This is a genomic window from Achromobacter sp. DH1f, assembly GCF_000633435.1.
Taxonomy (GTDB): domain Bacteria; phylum Pseudomonadota; class Gammaproteobacteria; order Burkholderiales; family Burkholderiaceae_B; genus Achromobacter; species Achromobacter deleyi.
This window is the reverse complement of record NZ_AYMF01000017.1, coordinates 98,078-115,157: the sequence shown is the minus strand read 5'-3', so window position 1 is coordinate 115,157 and position 17,080 is coordinate 98,078. Positions and strand designations below refer to the sequence as shown.

Here is a 17,080-nt window from a genome sequence, read left to right as displayed (position 1 = left end):
GCTCGCCAATATGGCTACCTATTCGTTCATCGACGTACAGGCCACGCTGGCCGGCCCGACCGGTGTGGTCAACATGGGGTACGGCGCCGCCACGGCGGAAGAAGGCATCACGATCGCGGCGGCTGCCGACAAGAACACCATGACCATCGGTTCTGACGGCGAAGGCATGCACAGCCTGCACGCTGACAAGTCCGGCCAGATCACGGTGCGCCTCTTGAAGACCAGCCCCATTAACCAGGCGCTGATGATCCAGTATGACGCGCAGACGCTGTCCAGCACGCTGCACGGCAAGAACGTGATCACGGTGCGCAACTCTGTGTCCGGCGATATCACCGTCGCCCGCGGTGTCGCGTTCAAGCGTGCGCCGGACCTGACTTACGCCAAGGACGGCGGCATCGTCGAATGGCAGTTCGACGCGATCAAGATCGATCGGAACCTGGGGACTTACAACTGATGGAAATCACTTTGAAGGGCCAAAACTACCGGTCGGGCCGGTTGAGCGCCATGCAGCAGTTCCACGTCGCGCGACGCGTGGCCCCGGCCCTGACTGGGCTGGTAGCCGCCCTGGGCGGCACGGCGCCGTCGCAAGAAGACTTCGCGAAGTCGTTGGCCCCTTTGGCCGACGCCGTCGCGCAGATGCCGGATGCGGACGCGGAATATGTGCTTGGCACGTGTCTGGCGATCGTCAGCCGGCAGACGGAGCCGAACACATGGGCACCGGTTTGGCGAGGCGGCCAGCCGGCGTTCGATGACATCGACCTCGGAACGATGCTGCAGCTGGCCGCGAAGGTCATCCAGGACAACCTGGGAAATATTTTCGGCGCACTCCCCGCGAGTCTTCCCGCCAAGTAGCGGGTTCGGGAGTGCGCTGGGAGTCGCTTCCAGGCGGTGAGGATTGGTTGTTGCGCCCGGTGATCAAGGGGCTGTGTCGATTCGAAAGCCTGAAGTCTGGCGAAATCGACCTGGCCGACATTGCGCTGATGAACGACGCGCTGGACGTGATGGAAGAAAACCGAGCGCACGCGCGGCAAATAGAAGAGACCTGATATGGCAGCCAGTGCAGATGTGATCAAAGAGTTTCTGGTTGGCCTCGGCTTCAAGATCGACGAGAAGGGCCAGAAGCGCTTTGTCGACACGATTGGCGCCGCTACGGTGCAGGCTGTTGCGCTGGGCGCCGCCACTACGGCTGCGGCCACCGCTGTAGTCGCGGGCGTTGCGAAGATCTCAGACAGCCTGGAGCAGCTGTATTTCGCCTCTCAGCGCAGCAAAGCGTCCGTCGAGACCATCCAGGCTCTGGACTTCGCCGCGCGCCAGTTTGGCGCAGGCGCGCGCGATGCGGTGGAATCGCTGGGCCGCTTCATGCGGTCTTCGCCGGGCGCCGCATCGTTCCTGCATGGCTTGGGCGTGCAGACGCAGACAGCCAATGGCAAGTTGCGTGACACCGGGGAGATCCTGGCGGATCTTGGCGCACGTCTCAAGCAGATGCCCTATTACCGGGCTAAGGCGTATGCCGACTTTCTCGGCATCGACGAGCGCACCCTGATGGCGTTGCAGGAGGGGCTGGGCGAGTTCAGCAGCCAGTATCGGGAGATGCTGCGCGCTGCCAACCTGGATTCCGACAAGGCTGCAAAGGCCGCGCACGGGTTCATGGTCGAGCTGCGCACGCTCGGTGCGGCAGCGGACATTCTCTTCAAGAAGGCCGGGTCGGCGCTCGCGGGCGGTCTGTCAGATGAGATTCGACGTTTTCGCCAGTGGATCGTCTCGAACTTCGATGACATCAGCAGCGGCATCGTCAAGGTAGTCCAAGTGTTGGTCAAAGCAGGCGAAATCCTGCTCGGTATCGCTCGGCGGATATGGGACACCGGCCGCACCGTCGTGGAATGGTTCCAGAACGCAGACCAATCGTCGAAGGATCTGCTGAAAACCATCGGGCTGATTGCTCTCGCCTGGCAGGCGCTGAGCCTGGCTATCACGACCTCGCCAGTCGGGCGCGTCCTCGCGCTTGTTGGTGCTCTGGCGCTTCTGTTTGACGATTACCAAGTCTGGAAGAATGGCGGAAAGTCGCTGATCGACTGGGGAAATTGGACGAAGGAGATCGACCAGGCCGTCGCGGCTGTCGATAAGCTAGCGGATGCTCTGAACAAACTGGCGAAGCTCCTGGGCTTCGACGACACGAAGAAGTACATCGACAGCTCGATCCAAGAAGCGAAGGACCTCGCGGGCATTGCCGAGAGGTTCTTGTCTGGGGACGGACCAGGCGCGATGCGAATCATTCGGGAGCGCCAAGCCCGGAATGCCGCAGCGCCTGGCGCCGGAGAGGCTCGCGGTATCAGGAACAATAATCCGGGAAATCTGAACTACGTCGGGCAACGTGGAGCCACGCGCGAGAACGGTGAGGGAAGGTTTGCTAAGTGGAAGACCGCCCGCGAGGGTTTGCAAGCTCTCGCAAATCAATTACGACTGGACGGATCAAGAGGGCTGGATAGTCTTCGAAGTTTGATCAGTAAGTACGCCCCTCCAGGGGAGAACAACACCGAGGCCTACATCCAGTTTCTGTCTGGCTTCATGGGTATAGATCCCAACGAGCGCTTTGATGTACAGACGGACCCGGCGGCCCTGTCAATGCTGATGCGGGGGATTATCCAGCACGAGAACGGATACAACCCGTATAGCCGTGACCAGATCGACGAGGCAGTCGGATCGTCAGGACTCGTAGGCGGCGCCGGCGCGCAGGTCAGCCAAAAGACGGAAATCAACATCCACGGTGTGTCCGATCCGCAGGCCGCCGGGCAGGCGGTAGCGCGGGAGCAGGGTTCGGTGAATGAGCGCTTGGTGCGCAACCTAAGAGGGGCGGTGCAGTGATAGGCGAAATTCTTTCGGACATCTTCTTGCGCACGCCGAGGGCACTAGGGGACATCATCCCCCAGGTTTCCCTTGAAGAGGTACACCGCGACGAGGTCGCCATCACCGACCATCCGGTCGAGCAAGGCGCGTCAATCGCAGATCACGCTTTCAAGATGCCGGCGGAGCTGGTCATCCGGTATGGGTGGTCCCAATCACGCGACATCTTGGACATCATCCGGGACGGTGGCCTGGTGAGCGTCGATGAGGTCTATCGCCGGCTCCTGGAAATGCAGGAACAGCGGCAGCCCTTCGACGTGCTCACCAAGCGCCGCGCCTACAAGAACATGCTGATCCGGTCGTTGCAGGTCACCACGGACCAGCAGACCAACGATATCTTGGTGGTCCAGGCGCAGCTGCGGCAAGTGATTATCGTCCAGGTGACGACTGTCAAAGTGCCTCCGAAGGTGGCCCAGGCATACCCAGTTGATACGGCGCCGCCCGTGGATTCTGGGGTCAAGCAGCCCAAAGAGGTCAACGAGAGCATTTTTTACAAGGCCGGATCGATCGGCGCTGCGATTGGACTATGACTGTTTACGAGATACCTCTATCCGCCGATTCCCAGCGGTTCACGATCACGCTCACGGGCGTGATTTACAACCTGGCGCTGACATGGCGCAGCGGCACTGGCTGGGTGCTGGACATCGCTGATGCGAACTCGGCGCCGTTGGTGTCCGGCATTCCGCTGGTGACCGGTATCGATCTACTCGGGCAGTTTCGCCACCTGGGGATCGGCGGCCGGCTGGTCGTGCTTGTGGAAGGCGACATTTCAGCCGTGCCGTCCTATGAAAATCTGGGCACTGGCGGAAAGCTGTACTTCATCACTGCGTGACGTCAAGCACTCGGTCAACGTTACAGAGGACCGGTGCGAAGTGGTGTGCGGTATGCCAGGAATATAGAGAAGCACAAGAAATACTTGCGCGTCCCCCCGCGACCTTCTTTACGAACTCGCGTTGGGAGCCATCAGAGATCGCCAGTTGCACTATGCCAGTAGCTTGAGGAGTGTTGCCGATATCGGTTGTGGAGGGAATTACTGAAATTTTTCTGTCGAGAATCAGTGCTGGGTACCTGACTTCGACTTCCTTTCCCCGTTGGATATCCACTCCGGTCAGCATTTCCAATCTGCCAGATAGGACGATAGGTTGGTCATAGCTGATGCTCTGGGCGTGCGTCGCGGCCATGGTCGTCGACATGGCCAGTGCAATTGTGATCAAAATAGTTTTCATGGAGTTCCCAGATGGCTGATCAATGGCTTCGCCAAGCGCAGCTGATTGTAAGCGACGATGTAGGCAATGGCCTCGATGTGTCTGCACTGAGGATCAGGTTCGCAGTATCTCGAGGCGATATCCGCACCCCGCATCGTGCGAGCATTCGAGTGAACAACCTGTCCAGTCAGACGGCGCTCAGGGTCAGGGACGAATTCACGCGCGTGCAGCTGCAGGCGGGCTATCCCGGCACGCTGAGCACAATCTTTTCTGGTGACATTGTTCAGAAGCGGCTGGGACGGGAGGACGCGCTGAATACGTACCTCGATCTGGCCGCCGTGGACGGCGATAAGGCATACAACTTCGGCGTCATCAATACGACGCTTGCGGCGGGCTGGACGTTCCAGGATATGTATGAGGCGATTTTGAAGGCGTTGAAGCCTTATGGAATCAGCCCCGGCTTCGCACCGGAGTTTCCGAGTACGGCGGGCCCGCGCGGTAAGCCGATGTTCGGCATGGTGCGGGACCACTTGCAGGGGCTAGCGCAAGCGCTGAACAGCAGCTGGTATGTGCAAGACGGCAAGCTGAATATTGTGCCCCTGTACGGATACATCGACGGCGAGGCGACTGTCCTGACGTCAAAGACGGGGATGGTGGGCATGCCGCAGAAGAACTTGAACGGTGGCATCAGCGTGCGGTGCCTGCTGAATCCGTCAATCGCGCCGGGGCGCCTCATCCAACTGGATAACGCATCGATCCAGGATGCAGTGATATCCGTCGATTACACGGCGGTCAATTTCGTCCCCCAGACGGACGCTGATGGGTTCTACCGCGTGCTTGCGGTGAACCACATAGGCGACACCAGGGGCCAGGAATGGTATTCGGAAATCGTCTGTCTCGCGCGTGACGATCCACGGCCGCCGAATGCGGCGTTATTGGGGTTTGTGAATGGATAGCCGAGAGCGGTATAGCGACCCCGAGGAAGCCTTGCGCGCGGCCTTCAGGGGCATGCGCGCGGGGGTCTGGACATCCCTCCCGGGCATCGTTCAGGGGTTTGATGCAGCAGAGGGGACGGTCTCCGTCCAGCCCGCTATCCAAGGCGTGCAACAGGCTTCTGACGGCGGAGTGGCGGCGGTGGAGTATCCGCTTTTGGTTGATGTGCCGGTTTATTTTCCGCGCGGCGGCGGCTGCACGCTGACCTTCCCGATTGCTTCGGGCGACGAGTGCATCGTGGTTTTCTCCGCGCGCGCGATCGATGCGTGGTGGCAATCCGGCCAGGTGCAGGCGCCGACAGAGCCGCGCATGCATGACATGGCCGACGGATTCGCTCTGGTGGGACCGTTCTCCCAGGCGAGGATGATCAGCAACGTCAGCACCACAGCGACGCAGTTGCGAAGCGATGACGGATCGACCTTCTTCGAACTGAATCCTGCGACGCAGAAGATCAAGATCGTCGCGCCTGGCGGCCTAGATGTCACAGCCCCGCTGTCGACGTTCTCGGGAGCCGTAACGATCAATGGCCTGTTGACCTGGACGGCCGGCATGATCGGCTCGATCGCCAGCGGGGTCGCCACGACGATCTCCGGGGCGATCAACTTCATTGGCACTCTGACGTCGAACGGCAAGGTGATCGATGACCGCCATACCCACAAAGGCGTACAGACGGGCAGTGGTAGTTCCGGCTCGGTGAACTAGGAGCGGTGATGCGATATCGAAAACTGACGACTGACGGAGATTACTCCTTCGGCCAGAAGCAGGCCGACTTTTACCGGGATTCTCCCGAGGCCGTCGGCCAAGCCGTGCTGACGCGCCTGGAACTGTTCACCGGCCAGTGGTTTCTGGATAACACCGAGGGAACGCCCTGGCGCACCGACGTGCTCGGCAAGTACACGCAGGACAGCTATGACAGCGTCATTCAGGCGCGAATTCTGGATACCCAAGGGGTCACCCAGATCGATGCCTATTCAAGCACCAGGAACGCCGACACGCGCACGCTATCCGTGGCCGCGACCATAAGCACGGCCTACGGCCAAACCACCATTACGACGACACTATGATCACCAGCACCGCCGCGGTCATTTCCGCCACCGGCATTTCGGCGCCGTCGTATCAGGAAATCCTGGACTTCTTGAAGGCGCAGTATCAGGCCATCTTCGGCGCCGACGTCTACCTGGAGCCGGACAGCCAGGACGGTCAGTTCCTGTCGATTATTGCGATGGCGATCAACGACACGAACAACGCCGCGATCCAGGTCTTCACGTCGTTCAGCCCGTCCAGCGCCCAAGGAATGGCGCTCTCCAGCAACGTCAAGATAAACGGCATCGCGCGCGCGGTCGCTTCGTTCTCGTCCTGCGACGTGGTCATCGTCGGCCAGGCCGGGACGATCATCAGCGGCGGCGTGGTTCAGGACGACCTGTTGCAGAACCGATGGAATTTGCCCGCAACCGTGACGATTCCGCTGTCTGGGCAGATCACGGTCACTGCAACGTGCGCTGCTATTGGCGCGGTCAATGCGGCCGCCGGTTCGCTGTCGAAGATCGCCACCCCGACGCGCGGCTGGCAGACGGTGACCAACCCCGCCGCCGCCACGCCTGGCCAGCCTGTCGAACGGGACGGCACGCTGCGCCGGCGCCAAGCGGTATCGGTGGCACTGCCGTCGCGCACAGTGCTGGAAGGCACGATCGGGGCGGTGGCGGCGGTGGATGGCGTCGTGCGATATCGGGCCTACGAGAACGACACGAACGCAACCGATTCCAACGGCATCCCCTCGCACAGCATTTCGATGGTCGTGGACGGCGGTGACGCGCAAGCGATAGCCAACGCGATCGCGGCGAAGAAAACCCCTGGAACCGGAACCTATGGGACCACGACTGAGATCGTGACGGATATCTACGGAATCGCGCATTCGATCCGCTTCTTCCGGCCTGCGAATGCGCCGCTGACGGCGGCCGTGACCATCAAGGCGCTGACCGGGTATTCGACGACGGTGGGAAATGCTATCAAACAGGCCATCGCGGATTACGTGAACGGCGTGCAGATCGGCGGCGGTGCCAGCGGGTCAGTCGAATGGGGAGACGCGATTACTGCGGCAAACTCCGTGGGCGGCGGGGTGGTCTTCAAGCTGGCAGCACTCACGCTCAGCGGTCCCAGCGGCGCGGGATCTCCCGATGTGGCTCTCGCATTCAATCAAGCGGCCAGCATGACTGCGGCAAACGTGACGCTCACGGTGACCTGATATGGCAGATGTCGAAAAGTACCTGAACCTGATCACGGCCTTCCATCGTGGAAAGCCGAAGTTCTCGGCGATGGTAGAAGCGGTCGCGCAGTGCTTCGTCGGAGCGCAGGACTGCTATGGGACGATGGTGCCGGCGTACGACCTTGATGATGCGGTCGGTGTGCAACTAGATGCAGTTGGGGAGTGGGTGGGAATTTCGCGCAACGTGCGGACCCCACTGGAGGGTGTTTATTTCTCGTTCGATGTCGCTGGCTTGGGCTTCGAACAGGGCGTATGGCAAGGCCCGTTCGACCCTGATACAGGCGTCACTTCCTTGGACGATGAGACCTATCGGGTCCTGATCCGCGCCAAGATCGGAGCCAACCACTGGGATGGAACGTTGGAAGGTTCTGCTGAGATCCTGAATTTCATCTTTGGTGGCACCAACACTTTCGTATTCATTCAAGACAACGGAGATATGTCGATCGATATCGGTATCGCCGGTTCGCGTCCTTCTGCGGTATTTCTGGCTTTGCTGACAGGCGGATACATCCCGATCAAGCCCGAGGGTGTGCGCGTGAACTACTACATCGTTCCCGGTGTGGAAGGGCCCTTGTTCGGCTTTGATGTGGGAAATCGGTACATCGCGGGCTTCGATATCGGAGTCTGGGGCGACCTCATACAACCATAGGAGATGGCAGTGGCTATCAATCAGATTCTCCCGTTCGGGACTGGTGCCGGAGCGAATGTTATGACCCCTGCGGACTACGCCGCGCTTTTGGCGCGGGCCTCAGGCTTTCAATCCGGTGTGGCCAAGTCTAAGGAGGTGAACACGCCGCTTCGGCAATCTGCCTTCGTGGCTGCGATGATCGGTCAGTTCATCGCGGACAAGGCGGGAGTCGACGTTCTTGACGATGGTGACTTACCTGGCCTGGTTGCAGATTTTTTGTTGGCGCTCAATGCGCAAGTGCAAGCGCGAGTCGCTTCAACCGCCCAGGCCCAGGCGGCGACGGACGATACGGTGCTGATCTCGGCGAAGAAGCTCGCTGACGCGTTTTCCGGCCCCAACCAGTCCTTACTCGCTAACGGGTTTCAGCGTCTTCCCGGAGGCTTAATTCTGCAATGCGGGGATGCGCTGGTGTCTGCGAGCAACGTCCCGACGGTCGTCAATCTGCCGATTCCATTCCCGGTCGGGGGGATGCAGCCGATCTGCTGCCCCGGAGGGTTGGTGGCGTCCGGTGTCTCGTTCGGGGCGGCGATCACCAGCACTAGCCAGGTGACTCTGTGGCAGAGCGGCACCAACCCAATCACCATGCGCTACTACGCCCTTGGGCGTTGACCGGAGATCTCCATGCAATTTTTCTATTCCGCATCCGCGAATGCTTTTTTCCCTGACGGATTGCGCGCTGATTACGAGAGAAGCGGAACTTGGCCTTCTGACGCGGTGGCTGTGCCGGATGCCCTTTATATGCAATTTGGTTGTGGCGAGGTGCCCCACGGCAAGATCCGTGTGTCTGGTTCTGACGGGATGCCGATGTGGGGTGACGTTCCGCCCCTAACGCCGGAACAGGCTCTGGTGGCAGCATCGACCAAGTTGTCGTCGTTGATGGCGCACGCGACCGCAGCGATTGCGCCGCTACAGGATGCCTCGGACCTCGGCATCGCGACGGATGCAGAACTGCAGGCGTTGACAACCTGGAAACGGTACCGAGTCGCCCTCAGCCGGCTCCCCAGTCAAAAGGGCTTCCCGCTCGACGTTGACTGGCCCGAGCAACCTAAATAGCACGCCCGCTTCGGCGGGCTTTTTTTCGTCCATAGGGGACTCGCTTGAACCTCCAAGACTTCGACGCCTTCGCAGCAAAGTTCGCCGGCATGCTGGGTGCGGCCGTTTCCATGCGCTACCTGCAGGGATCTTGGCCTGCTCGGCTGAGCATGGCCGTCAGCGGATCGTTGGTGGCGTATTACACCGCACCGTACTTGTCGCTGCTGCTGGGAATTCCGGAAGGCCTGGCCGGATTTCTTACTGGCATGTTCGGCATGGCCATCGTGTCGCGCGCCTGGGAGGCCGTCCAGGCAGCGCCTATCGGTGCACTGTGGCAGGCCGTGATTGACCGCGTGCGCGGCAAAGGGGCGTGACATGGACAGCACCATCTACTTGACCCTCTGGGCCGTGTTGGCCTTTGTGAGTTGGCTCATCGTCGCCGGCGGCGCGGTGCTGGCCGTCTTCTCGCGCTCTATCAAGGACACCACGTTGGAGCGGATCGGCTTGGCCGCGGTCAGCCTGACCGCCACCGGCGCCGCGTGCCGGATCTTCATGGCCGGCTGGGCCAGCGCCGGCGATGCCGCGCTTGCCGCGTCGGCCGCCTTCTACGTTGCCGCCGTGACGGCAAAGCACATCAGGAAACCCTCGCTATGACCCTGGAGACCATCACTTCTGACGCCATCAACCCGGCGCTGGCGCTGCTGCCGGCCGGCATGGATACGCCGGCCGCGCGCGTCATGCTGCTGGCGATCGGCCTGCAGGAAAGCCGCTTCGTGCACCGGCGCCAGATTGGCGGTCCGGCGCGCGGGTTCTGGCAGTTCGAGAAGGGCACCCGCGCCAGCCGCGGCGGCGTGTGGGGGGTGTTTCTGCACGCGGCGAGCAAGGATCACCTGGCGGCGTTGTGCAAGGCTCGCAGCGTGGCCTGCGACCCGGACGCGATCTATGCCGCGCTCGAATACGACGACGTGCTGGCGGCCGGCGTCGCGCGGCTGATGCTGTGGACCGATCCGAAGGCGCTGCCAGCGATCGGCGATGCCGACGCTGCCTGGAATCTGTACCTGCGCACGTGGCGCCCGGGCAAGCCGCATCCGCAAACCTGGCCGGATCTCTACCGCCAAGCTGCCGCGCAGGTGCTGCGGTGAACCCGTTCCTGCGCATGGCTCTGCCCTGGATCGGCGGCGCCGCGGTCCTGATGGCGATCGGAGCCTGCGTGGTGCTGTACGGGTCCAGCCGCTACGACGACGGCGTGGCGAAGGCCAACGCTGACCACGCCTTAGCCGAGCTGAACGAGTTCAAGACCCAGACCGGCCGTCTGGCCGGCATCGCCACCACCTTCGAGGCCAGCGCGGCCGAGCTTCGCACCGCCGGGCCCAAGATCATCGAGAGGTATACCCGTGTGGAAGTCCAAAGCCCTTTGCCTGCTGGCTGCCGTATTGACGCTGGCCGGCTGCAGCACATCAACGAAGCCGGCCGCCTGGCCAATACTGCCGGCCAACCTGGCCCAGCCGTGCCAGCCGGTGGCCGAGGTGACCAGCGATAGCTGGGACGACTTCGCCCGAAGCTATATGACGTTGGCGGCCCTGTATGGGGAGTGCGCTGCGCGGCATCGCGCGGTGGTGGGGGCCTGGCCAGACTAGCGCGGCGCCATCCCCTTGCGCAGCTTGGCCGGCGCTTCCAGCAGTTCTGCCGTCATCTGGTCCATTTCCACCACACAGGGCTCGGTGGCCAGGCCCGCCAGGAGCTCGTCGTAGATGTCCCCCATCAGCCCGGCTGGCCGCTTCAGGTCGCCGGACACCTGATGCAGGCGCAGCAGCATCGAGCGCATGCGCTTGACCTCCCATAGGAGGGCCAGCACATCGGCGTTCCACGGCTGACGCTCGCGGATGGCGCGCAACTCGGAATGGGTGAGGGGGGCTTTGAACGGCATGGCGGAAAGCACTGGTTGGATGAACAGTGTAATCCGCAATAATTGGGGTCACTTCATAGGGGTTGCCGCGAGCCGGTCAGCCGGGAAGGGCGCCAGGAAATCCCGTGTCGCATCGGCCGGCGCGGTGAGCCAGTCGCCGTAGGCGCCCTCGGGCAGGATGACGACCATCCGCTTTTCCTTGCCGGCCTGGTGGTAGTCCCGAAATAGCGGGTCCTGGTCGGCGTTGATGGTGAGCATGGTGTAGCTCTCTTGCACCTGGCCGGCGGCGTCGCGCCAGCGGTCCCACAGGCCGGCGATGCCCAGCGGTGCGCCGTCTGCCCGGGTGAACCGGGTGGCCACCGCAGTGCCCGACCGCCAGTCAGGTTCGAAGATGGCGTCGGCCGGGATGATGCAGTGCTGCCCGCGACGCCACGCGTTGCCGAAGGTGAACGACTTGGCCGCCGTCTCGCTGCGGGCATTGAACGTCGACAGCTTGCCCGCTTTGTCCAGGCCGTCGGCCTTGGTCATAGCGCTGATCAGGCCCCACCGGCCCACCACAGCCTCGCGTTCGGGCACCGCGTCGTCGCCGGCATCGTGCTCGACCGGTCGGCGGATGAAAACGCCCGGGTAGCGCGGCCACATGTCGTACTTGGCGCCGGCCGGCTTGGTGGGCACGCCGAACTTCTTGAGCAGCAGCTCGGCGTCCTTCAGGGTTTGGTAGTGGCTGCACATGACACCCTCCCATGGGAAGGGCCAGTATAGGGGTGAAATCTGCGGTGGCGGCACCCTGGAGAACCGCATGAAACCGTGGTTGAATTTCAGGGCCATGCCACCAGTTTCGCCCGGAGAACCGCATAAAACCTAGGAATTACGCAGGATTGTGATTCCAGTTGTCGTGGGTTCGAGTCCCATCAGCCACCCCACCGAATTCAATGAAGAAAGGCGCTTTGGTCAAACCAAGGCGCCTTTTTTATTGGTTTTTCTGTGTCGGATGTCGGTGGCACAAGGGATTGGCCTTGCCCTCAGATAGCGATGTTCTTGAGCAGCTTGTGTTCGAAGATGGCGCTGTACAGATCCGCGTCGTTGGCGAAGCCCAGCTTTTTCATTGCGGTGGTTTTCTGCGTGCTGATGGTCTTGATGCTGCGGCGTAGCTGTTCGGCGACTTTTCCTACGGGCAGTCCCGAGGCGCACAGTCTCAGCACTTCCAGTTCCCGGGGTGATAAACGCTCGATCGGATGCGGATCGAGTCGGCTGTTTTTGTACGACTGCAGAATTTTTTGAATGATGGGTGAGCAGTAGGGCTCATCGTCATCGAGTGCGTGCAACGCGTTCTCGATATGTTCGAACGAGTCCATTTTGCTTAGCAGTCCAGACACCTGCAATTCGAACATTCTATGGATCAGCAGCGGGTTGTCGATCATCGTGAAAATTATGACTCGAATTTCCGGGTAACGGCGGCGTACGAAAGTGAGCAAGGCCAGGCCGTCGGGATAAGAGCTGTTCGGCATTGAGTAGTCCGCAATCAACACGTCGCACGTGTGCCTGGTCAGCGCATCTATCAGTTCCCTGCCGTTGGAAGCCTGCGCCACCAATTGACACCCAGGAAGGTGGCTGATGGCTAGGCGAATTCCGGCCAGGATAATTGGATGATCATCAGCAATAACGAATTCGTATTTCACGGTACAGCTCCGCTTGCTTATGGTAGGGCTCCTATCATGCTGCTGGCCGCAAGCGGATGTGCGGAAATTATCGTTGTTTTCAGAATATTCCTATTGGTTGTTACATTGACGCGGGCGTGATGAAGGTGCCGACTTTGGCTCTTCAATAATGCGGCGTCGCGTAATTTAGGAATCCTCTTGGCTCAGCGGACGGATGGGTTGAACTATATTTCCGTTGCCGGTGAGCCCTTCAAGAAAGCCTGGGCTGGCATCTGAAAATACCGAAAATAATTCCGCCCGCGCCGCAGCGGCGCTGCGTGAAATGTGCAGCCGGATTGAATGCTGGTCGGTATTTTCTTTGTCTGGATTCAACGGGGAAAAATCGATCATGAAGAACTTCACGAATTGCCTGGTGATTGCCGTGGGCGTCAGTGGCGCTTTCGCTGGCGGCACGGCTTGGGCGGCGGACGGCCATATCAGTTTCCACGGCCAGGTGAATACCTCGCCCTGCGCCATTTCCCCAATCAGCCAGAACATGACCGTCAATATGGGCAGTTGGAACACCACGTCGTTCACCGCCAAGGGCTCCAAGACCACACCAGCCAAATTCACCATCGGTTTGTTGCGCTGCAGTGGCGACAAGACCGCGAGCGTGCGCTTCGATGGCATCTCCGACGCCGACGGCAATCTGCAGATCGGCGCGGGCGAAGTGATCTCCTCGGTCGCCAAGGGCATCGCGATTCAAATGCAGGACTCCGCTGGCTCTGCCATTCAGGTGGGTTCCAATTCCGGTGACTACAGCGTGCTTCAGGGTGACAACCACCTGCAATTCCAGGCCGCCTACATTCAAACCGCCGACATTCCGGTGGGCGGCGGCCCGGCGGTGACGGCGGGCACTGCCAACGCCACCGTGCAATTCACGGTGGCATACCAGTAAACCCGGGCCCTCGGGCGGCGTATTCTCCTGGCCGGCAGCCTGCCGGCCAATCTTAAAGACTGTCAGTGACTGCGCATTGCGATGCGCAGCGGGACAGCTATTGCCTGCTTATTTTGGACGGAACCAACATGCACCAAGCGCGCCTTCTGATGTTCTGCATTGCCGGGGGGCTGTTCTTGCCATTGATCAATACGGCTGCGGCCGCGGTGATGGTGGGGGGGACGCGGGTGGTCTTTGAAGAAGCAAAACAGCAAGCTTCGGTTTCCATCAAGAATGACGACAAGACGCCGTACGTGGTTCAGGCCTGGGTCGATGCGGGCGAGGGTAACAATCAGACCCCTCTTTTCGTCACGCCGCCGCTGTCGCGTCTGGACCCTGGCAAGGAAAATATATTGCGCATCCTGCGAGCCGGGGATGGCATTCGCCAGGATCAGGAATCGGTTTACTGGTTGAACGTAAAGGAAATTCCGCCCAAGACCTCGGAGGAAAACACGCTCCAGATCGCCATGCGGACTCGCATCAAGCTTTTCTACCGTCCAGCAGGTCTGTCTGGGCAAGCAGATCGGGCGCCGTCCCAATTGCGGTGGTCATTGGTACCCAGTGCGCAAGGGGGGCGGATGGCGCTCAGGATCGACAACCCTACGTCGTATCACGTCACCATTGCCACGCTCAATATCGTCCACGGGGCCGATCGGGAAGAGTACAAGCCCGACATGATCGCGCCGTCGCAATCGTTGAACGTGCCGCTTAAATTCGCGGTGCGCAACGGGACCACCCGCGTCACTTACACAACGATCAACGATTTTGGGGCGATGACGCCGAAGACGTCGTTGGTGCTTGATGCACAGGGTCGTCTGATCGCCGGCGACTCGGCGGCGGACGCGCCCGGGCGTTGAGCCGCCATGACTATGAGCTCTGTCGATGCGGCATTCGCCTGGGCGGGAGGCTGGGCCCGTCGCGCCCCATGGTCAAAGTGGGTCGGTTTATCGCTGGTGGCGACCCTGGTCGCGCCGACGGCAATCGCCGCGCCTGATCCTGCCGCGGCCACGGTTGTGTCGGACGATGTGCAATTCAATTCGGGATTCCTGGAAATCAATGGCGCGCAGTCCGCCGATCTGTCGCTGTTCAGCAAAGGCAATCGGGTGCTTGCTGGTATGTACCGCGTGGATGTCCTGGTCAATCAGGTGCTGATGGGGCAAGAAGAGGTGCGCTTTGTCACGGCGGGGCAGGGCGATGCGCAACCCTGTCTTACCCGTGGCCAACTCTTGGCCTGGAGACTGAATATCCAGGCTTTCCCGGCTATTGACGCTGTTGCCGAACTCGATTGCGTTGATCTGCAGAAATCCATACCTGAATCAATGATCGATTACGACGCGGCGGCACAGAAGCTGTCTATCAGTATTCCGCAGGCGGCAATGATTAACCTGGCTCGCGGCAGTGTCGCCAGGGAGCGCTGGGACAACGGCATCAATGCTGCGATTCTGAATTATCAATTGAATTATGCGAATAGCAGTGGAAGCGATTATTCGGGCGCTTCGGCCGGGAATACCTATTTCGGCGCGGTGCGCGGCGGTGTGAATCTGGGCGCCTGGCGGGTACGGCATTTTTCGACCTACAACCGGGACATGATGGGGGCCTCGACCTGGCGTGCGGTGGAAACGTATGCGCAGCGAGACATTGGCGCCATCCGTGGGCGTCTGCTGTTGGGCGACGGCACGTCGCCCAGCGATATTTTCGATGGCATCCAATTCCGCGGAGTTCAGCTCTCTTCGGACGACCAGATGTTGGCGGACAGCCAGCAGGGCTATGCGCCCGTCATTCGCGGCATCGCGCAGTCCAATGCCAAGGTGGCGGTGCGTCAAAACGGCTACATCATCTACACCAAATACGTGGCTCCCGGTCCGTTTGCGATCGACGATCTTTACCCCACGGCATCCAGCGGCGATCTGGAAGTGGTGGTAACCGAGGCGGACGGCCGCGAGACCCGTTTCGTGCAGCCGTTCTCGGCGGTGCCCACGTTGCTGCGTGAGGGCGTTTGGCGCTACAGCGCCACCTCCGGTAAATACCGGTCAGGCTATACGCACGCCAGCCAGCCGAGCTTCGCGCAGGCCACGGTCGGGCGAGGGCTGCCTTATGGCTTTTCCCTGTATGGCGGCTTGATCGGCTCAAGTGCGTACCAGTCCGGGCTGGTGGGCGTGGGCAAGAACCTGGGCGACTTCGGCGCTGTGTCTGTCGATACCACCCGGGCGCGCGGCAAAGCGCAGGGCAGCAGCTGGTCTGGCGGGCAATCGTTGCGCTTGCTGTATGCGAAGTCCTTCGCCGCGATCGGCACGGATTTTCGCCTGCTCGGCTATCGCTATTCCACGTCGGGCTTTCGTACGTTCTCCGAGACCGCGGAGCCGGGGGCGCGCAGCGCCGACGGCACGCTTCATGAAACGAACCGACATGGCCGGCGCGGCCGCATCGAAGGCCAGGTCAGCCAGCAACTGGGCGGGTGGGGCTATGCCTATGTGACCGCCAGGAACGAAACGTATTGGCAGGGCGGGGCCGCTGAGCAGACGCTGCAGCTTGGCTACAACACGGCCTATAAGCAGGTCGCGATCGGGGTGTACGTCAACTACTCGAAAATGGCTGTCGAGCCGTCGAATCGGCAATTCATGCTGACCCTGCAGATTCCCATCGGTTCGACCAGGGCGACTGCGCAATACAGCCTGACGGCCGACTCGGGCGGACGGATGAGTAACCAGGCCACCGTCTTCGGTTCCGCATTGGATGACAGCCGGCTCTCGTATTCCGTGACGGGCGGACAGTCCAATGAGGGGGGCGGCCCGAATGGCAGCGCATCGGCCAGTTATCAGGGGCGCGCGGCTCGGGTGGATGTCGGACGCTCGCAAGGCCGCGGCTATGGACAGACCACGCTGGGCGTCCAGGGAGGGCTGGTGGCGCATGACCGGGGCGTGACCTTGTCGCAGTATCTGGGCGAAACGGTGGCGTTGGTCGACGCGCCTGGCGCGGCGGGCGTAGGGGTGGATGGCCATACCGCGGTGCGCACCGATGCGGCGGGACGGACCGTGGTGCCGTATGTGCAGCCCTACCGCAGCAATCGTGTTGCCCTGCAGACGGAAGACCTGGGGCACAACGTGGATGTCACGAATGCCGCGGTTGAAGTGATACCGACGCGCGGCGCGGTGGTGCGGGCCAACTACAACACTACGGTCGGCTATCGCGTCATGCTCGATATCCACGACGCGCACGGCAATGCGCCGCCTTTCGGATCGTTGATCGCCGATGCCAGCGGCAAGGAGGTCGGGGTGGTGGGGCAGGATGGCCAGGCCTTTATTTCAGGCGCTGCGGAGCAGGGTGCGATTCACATACGGTGGGGGCAGGCCCAGGGAATGCAGTGCGACGCGCAATACGCGTTGAAGAAACCAATCGATGAAGGCGTGCGATTCCAGCGCGCTGATGCGATGTGCAAGTCCGCGATTGATTAATCATCT

25 protein-coding genes and 1 tRNA gene are annotated in these 17,080 nt (G+C 61.2%); 21 read left to right on the top strand and 5 right to left on the bottom strand.

Annotation, left to right across the window (positions count from 1 at the left end):
* The first annotated feature begins 10 nt into the window (after nucleotides 1–10).
* From U858_RS0115615 to U858_RS0115590, 6 genes are read left to right on the top strand one after another with little or no spacing between them, the layout of a single operon-like run.
* Complete coding sequence (locus tag U858_RS0115615; protein WP_025138082.1) at nucleotides 11–454, top strand: phage protein; 444 nt, start codon at nucleotides 11–13, stop codon at nucleotides 452–454.
* A complete protein-coding gene (locus U858_RS0115610; RefSeq protein ID WP_025138081.1) occupies nucleotides 454–852 on the top strand; it encodes a phage tail assembly chaperone in 399 nt (132 codons plus the stop codon). The genes U858_RS0115615 and U858_RS0115610 overlap by 1 nt, the downstream gene beginning before the upstream one ends.
* A 50-nt stretch (nucleotides 853–902) precedes the next feature.
* Nucleotides 903–1,046: a hypothetical protein gene (locus U858_RS35930; protein WP_198529729.1), complete on the top strand. Its 144-nt coding sequence runs from the start codon at nucleotides 903–905 to the stop codon at nucleotides 1,044–1,046.
* A gap of 1 nt (nucleotide 1,047) precedes the next feature.
* Entirely contained in the window at nucleotides 1,048–2,862 is a 1,815-nt protein-coding gene (locus U858_RS0115600; protein ID WP_025138080.1) for a hypothetical protein, read from the top strand.
* Nucleotides 2,859–3,431: a phage baseplate protein gene (locus tag U858_RS0115595; protein ID WP_081821621.1), complete on the top strand. Its 573-nt coding sequence runs from the start codon at nucleotides 2,859–2,861 to the stop codon at nucleotides 3,429–3,431. Before U858_RS0115600 ends, U858_RS0115595 begins: the two co-directional genes overlap by 4 nt.
* A complete protein-coding gene (locus U858_RS0115590) occupies nucleotides 3,428–3,733 on the top strand; it encodes a hypothetical protein (RefSeq protein WP_025138078.1) in 306 nt (101 codons plus the stop codon). Before U858_RS0115595 ends, U858_RS0115590 begins: the two co-directional genes overlap by 4 nt.
* Here the strand turns inward: U858_RS0115590 and U858_RS35345 are convergent.
* Entirely contained in the window at nucleotides 3,723–4,127 is a 405-nt protein-coding gene (locus U858_RS35345) for a DUF4431 domain-containing protein (protein ID WP_115596973.1), read from the bottom strand. The genes U858_RS0115590 and U858_RS35345 overlap by 11 nt on opposite strands.
* An 11-nt stretch (nucleotides 4,128–4,138) precedes the next feature.
* Here U858_RS35345 and U858_RS0115580 point away from each other — a divergent pair, with 11 nt between their 5' ends.
* Genes U858_RS0115580 through U858_RS0115530 form a run of 11 tightly spaced genes read left to right on the top strand, consistent with a single transcriptional unit; the run spans nucleotide 4,139 to nucleotide 10,622 of the window.
* Nucleotides 4,139–5,062 carry a hypothetical protein gene (locus U858_RS0115580; protein WP_025138077.1) on the top strand — a complete coding sequence of 308 codons (924 nt, stop codon included), beginning with the start codon at nucleotides 4,139–4,141 and terminating at the stop codon, nucleotides 5,060–5,062.
* Nucleotides 5,055–5,801: a Gp138 family membrane-puncturing spike protein gene (locus U858_RS0115575; protein ID WP_025138076.1), complete on the top strand. Its 747-nt coding sequence runs from the start codon at nucleotides 5,055–5,057 to the stop codon at nucleotides 5,799–5,801. Before U858_RS0115580 ends, U858_RS0115575 begins: the two co-directional genes overlap by 8 nt.
* 8 nt (nucleotides 5,802–5,809) lie before the next feature.
* On the top strand, nucleotides 5,810–6,163 hold the full coding sequence (locus U858_RS0115570; RefSeq protein WP_025138075.1) for a hypothetical protein: 354 nt from the start codon (nucleotides 5,810–5,812) through the stop codon (nucleotides 6,161–6,163).
* Nucleotides 6,160–7,341, top strand: a complete 1,182-nt coding sequence (locus U858_RS0115565; protein ID WP_029953926.1) for a baseplate J/gp47 family protein — start codon at nucleotides 6,160–6,162, stop codon at nucleotides 7,339–7,341. Before U858_RS0115570 ends, U858_RS0115565 begins: the two co-directional genes overlap by 4 nt.
* A 1-nt stretch (nucleotide 7,342) precedes the next feature.
* Complete coding sequence (locus U858_RS0115560; protein WP_025138073.1) at nucleotides 7,343–8,011, top strand: DUF2612 domain-containing protein; 669 nt, start codon at nucleotides 7,343–7,345, stop codon at nucleotides 8,009–8,011.
* 9 nt (nucleotides 8,012–8,020) lie between these two features.
* The gene (locus tag U858_RS34270) at nucleotides 8,021–8,659 is read left to right on the top strand and encodes a hypothetical protein (protein WP_025138072.1); all 639 of its coding nucleotides are present in this window, start codon (nucleotides 8,021–8,023) and stop codon (nucleotides 8,657–8,659) included.
* A gap of 12 nt (nucleotides 8,660–8,671) precedes the next feature.
* Complete coding sequence (locus U858_RS0115550) at nucleotides 8,672–9,103, top strand: tail fiber assembly protein (protein WP_025138071.1); 432 nt, start codon at nucleotides 8,672–8,674, stop codon at nucleotides 9,101–9,103.
* 44 nt (nucleotides 9,104–9,147) lie between these two features.
* Complete coding sequence (locus U858_RS0115545) at nucleotides 9,148–9,456, top strand: hypothetical protein (protein WP_025138070.1); 309 nt, start codon at nucleotides 9,148–9,150, stop codon at nucleotides 9,454–9,456.
* Between the two features lies 1 nt (nucleotide 9,457).
* The gene (locus tag U858_RS0115540; RefSeq protein WP_025138069.1) at nucleotides 9,458–9,736 is read left to right on the top strand and encodes a hypothetical protein; all 279 of its coding nucleotides are present in this window, start codon (nucleotides 9,458–9,460) and stop codon (nucleotides 9,734–9,736) included.
* The gene (locus tag U858_RS0115535) at nucleotides 9,733–10,224 is read left to right on the top strand and encodes a hypothetical protein (protein WP_025138068.1); all 492 of its coding nucleotides are present in this window, start codon (nucleotides 9,733–9,735) and stop codon (nucleotides 10,222–10,224) included. The genes U858_RS0115540 and U858_RS0115535 overlap by 4 nt, the downstream gene beginning before the upstream one ends.
* A 14-nt stretch (nucleotides 10,225–10,238) precedes the next feature.
* Entirely contained in the window at nucleotides 10,239–10,622 is a 384-nt protein-coding gene (locus tag U858_RS0115530; protein ID WP_232786545.1) for a hypothetical protein, read from the top strand.
* Between the two features lie 93 nt (nucleotides 10,623–10,715).
* On the opposite strand, the gene U858_RS0115525 is transcribed toward U858_RS0115530, so the two are convergent.
* Together U858_RS0115525 and U858_RS0115520 are read right to left on the bottom strand one after the other, a co-directional pair.
* Entirely contained in the window at nucleotides 10,716–11,009 is a 294-nt protein-coding gene (locus tag U858_RS0115525) for a hypothetical protein (RefSeq protein WP_025138066.1), read from the bottom strand.
* Between the two features lie 48 nt (nucleotides 11,010–11,057).
* A complete protein-coding gene (locus U858_RS0115520; protein ID WP_025138065.1) occupies nucleotides 11,058–11,720 on the bottom strand; it encodes an SOS response-associated peptidase in 663 nt (220 codons plus the stop codon).
* Between the two features lie 75 nt (nucleotides 11,721–11,795).
* Between U858_RS0115520 and U858_RS35660 the strand changes: the two genes are divergently transcribed.
* Nucleotides 11,796–11,911, top strand: a tRNA-His gene (locus U858_RS35660).
* A gap of 99 nt (nucleotides 11,912–12,010) precedes the next feature.
* Here U858_RS35660 and U858_RS0115515 read toward each other — a convergent pair.
* Entirely contained in the window at nucleotides 12,011–12,667 is a 657-nt protein-coding gene (locus U858_RS0115515; protein WP_042885032.1) for a response regulator transcription factor, read from the bottom strand.
* Between the two features lie 165 nt (nucleotides 12,668–12,832).
* Nucleotides 12,833–13,036, bottom strand: coding sequence for a hypothetical protein (locus tag U858_RS35655; RefSeq protein ID WP_157838810.1), 204 nt, complete (start codon nucleotides 13,034–13,036; stop codon nucleotides 12,833–12,835).
* On the opposite strand from U858_RS35655, the gene U858_RS0115510 reads away from it, so the two are divergent.
* From U858_RS0115510 to U858_RS0115500, 3 genes are all read left to right on the top strand, one after another.
* Nucleotides 13,035–13,583, top strand: a complete 549-nt coding sequence (locus tag U858_RS0115510) for a fimbrial protein (RefSeq protein ID WP_025138063.1) — start codon at nucleotides 13,035–13,037, stop codon at nucleotides 13,581–13,583. The genes U858_RS35655 and U858_RS0115510 overlap by 2 nt on opposite strands.
* Nucleotides 13,584–13,711: 128 nt before the next feature.
* The gene (locus tag U858_RS0115505; protein ID WP_232786544.1) at nucleotides 13,712–14,479 is read left to right on the top strand and encodes a molecular chaperone; all 768 of its coding nucleotides are present in this window, start codon (nucleotides 13,712–13,714) and stop codon (nucleotides 14,477–14,479) included.
* 12 nt (nucleotides 14,480–14,491) lie between these two features.
* On the top strand, nucleotides 14,492–17,074 hold the full coding sequence (locus tag U858_RS0115500) for a fimbria/pilus outer membrane usher protein (protein WP_198529728.1): 2,583 nt from the start codon (nucleotides 14,492–14,494) through the stop codon (nucleotides 17,072–17,074).
* The last annotated feature ends 6 nt before the right edge of the window (nucleotides 17,075–17,080 follow it).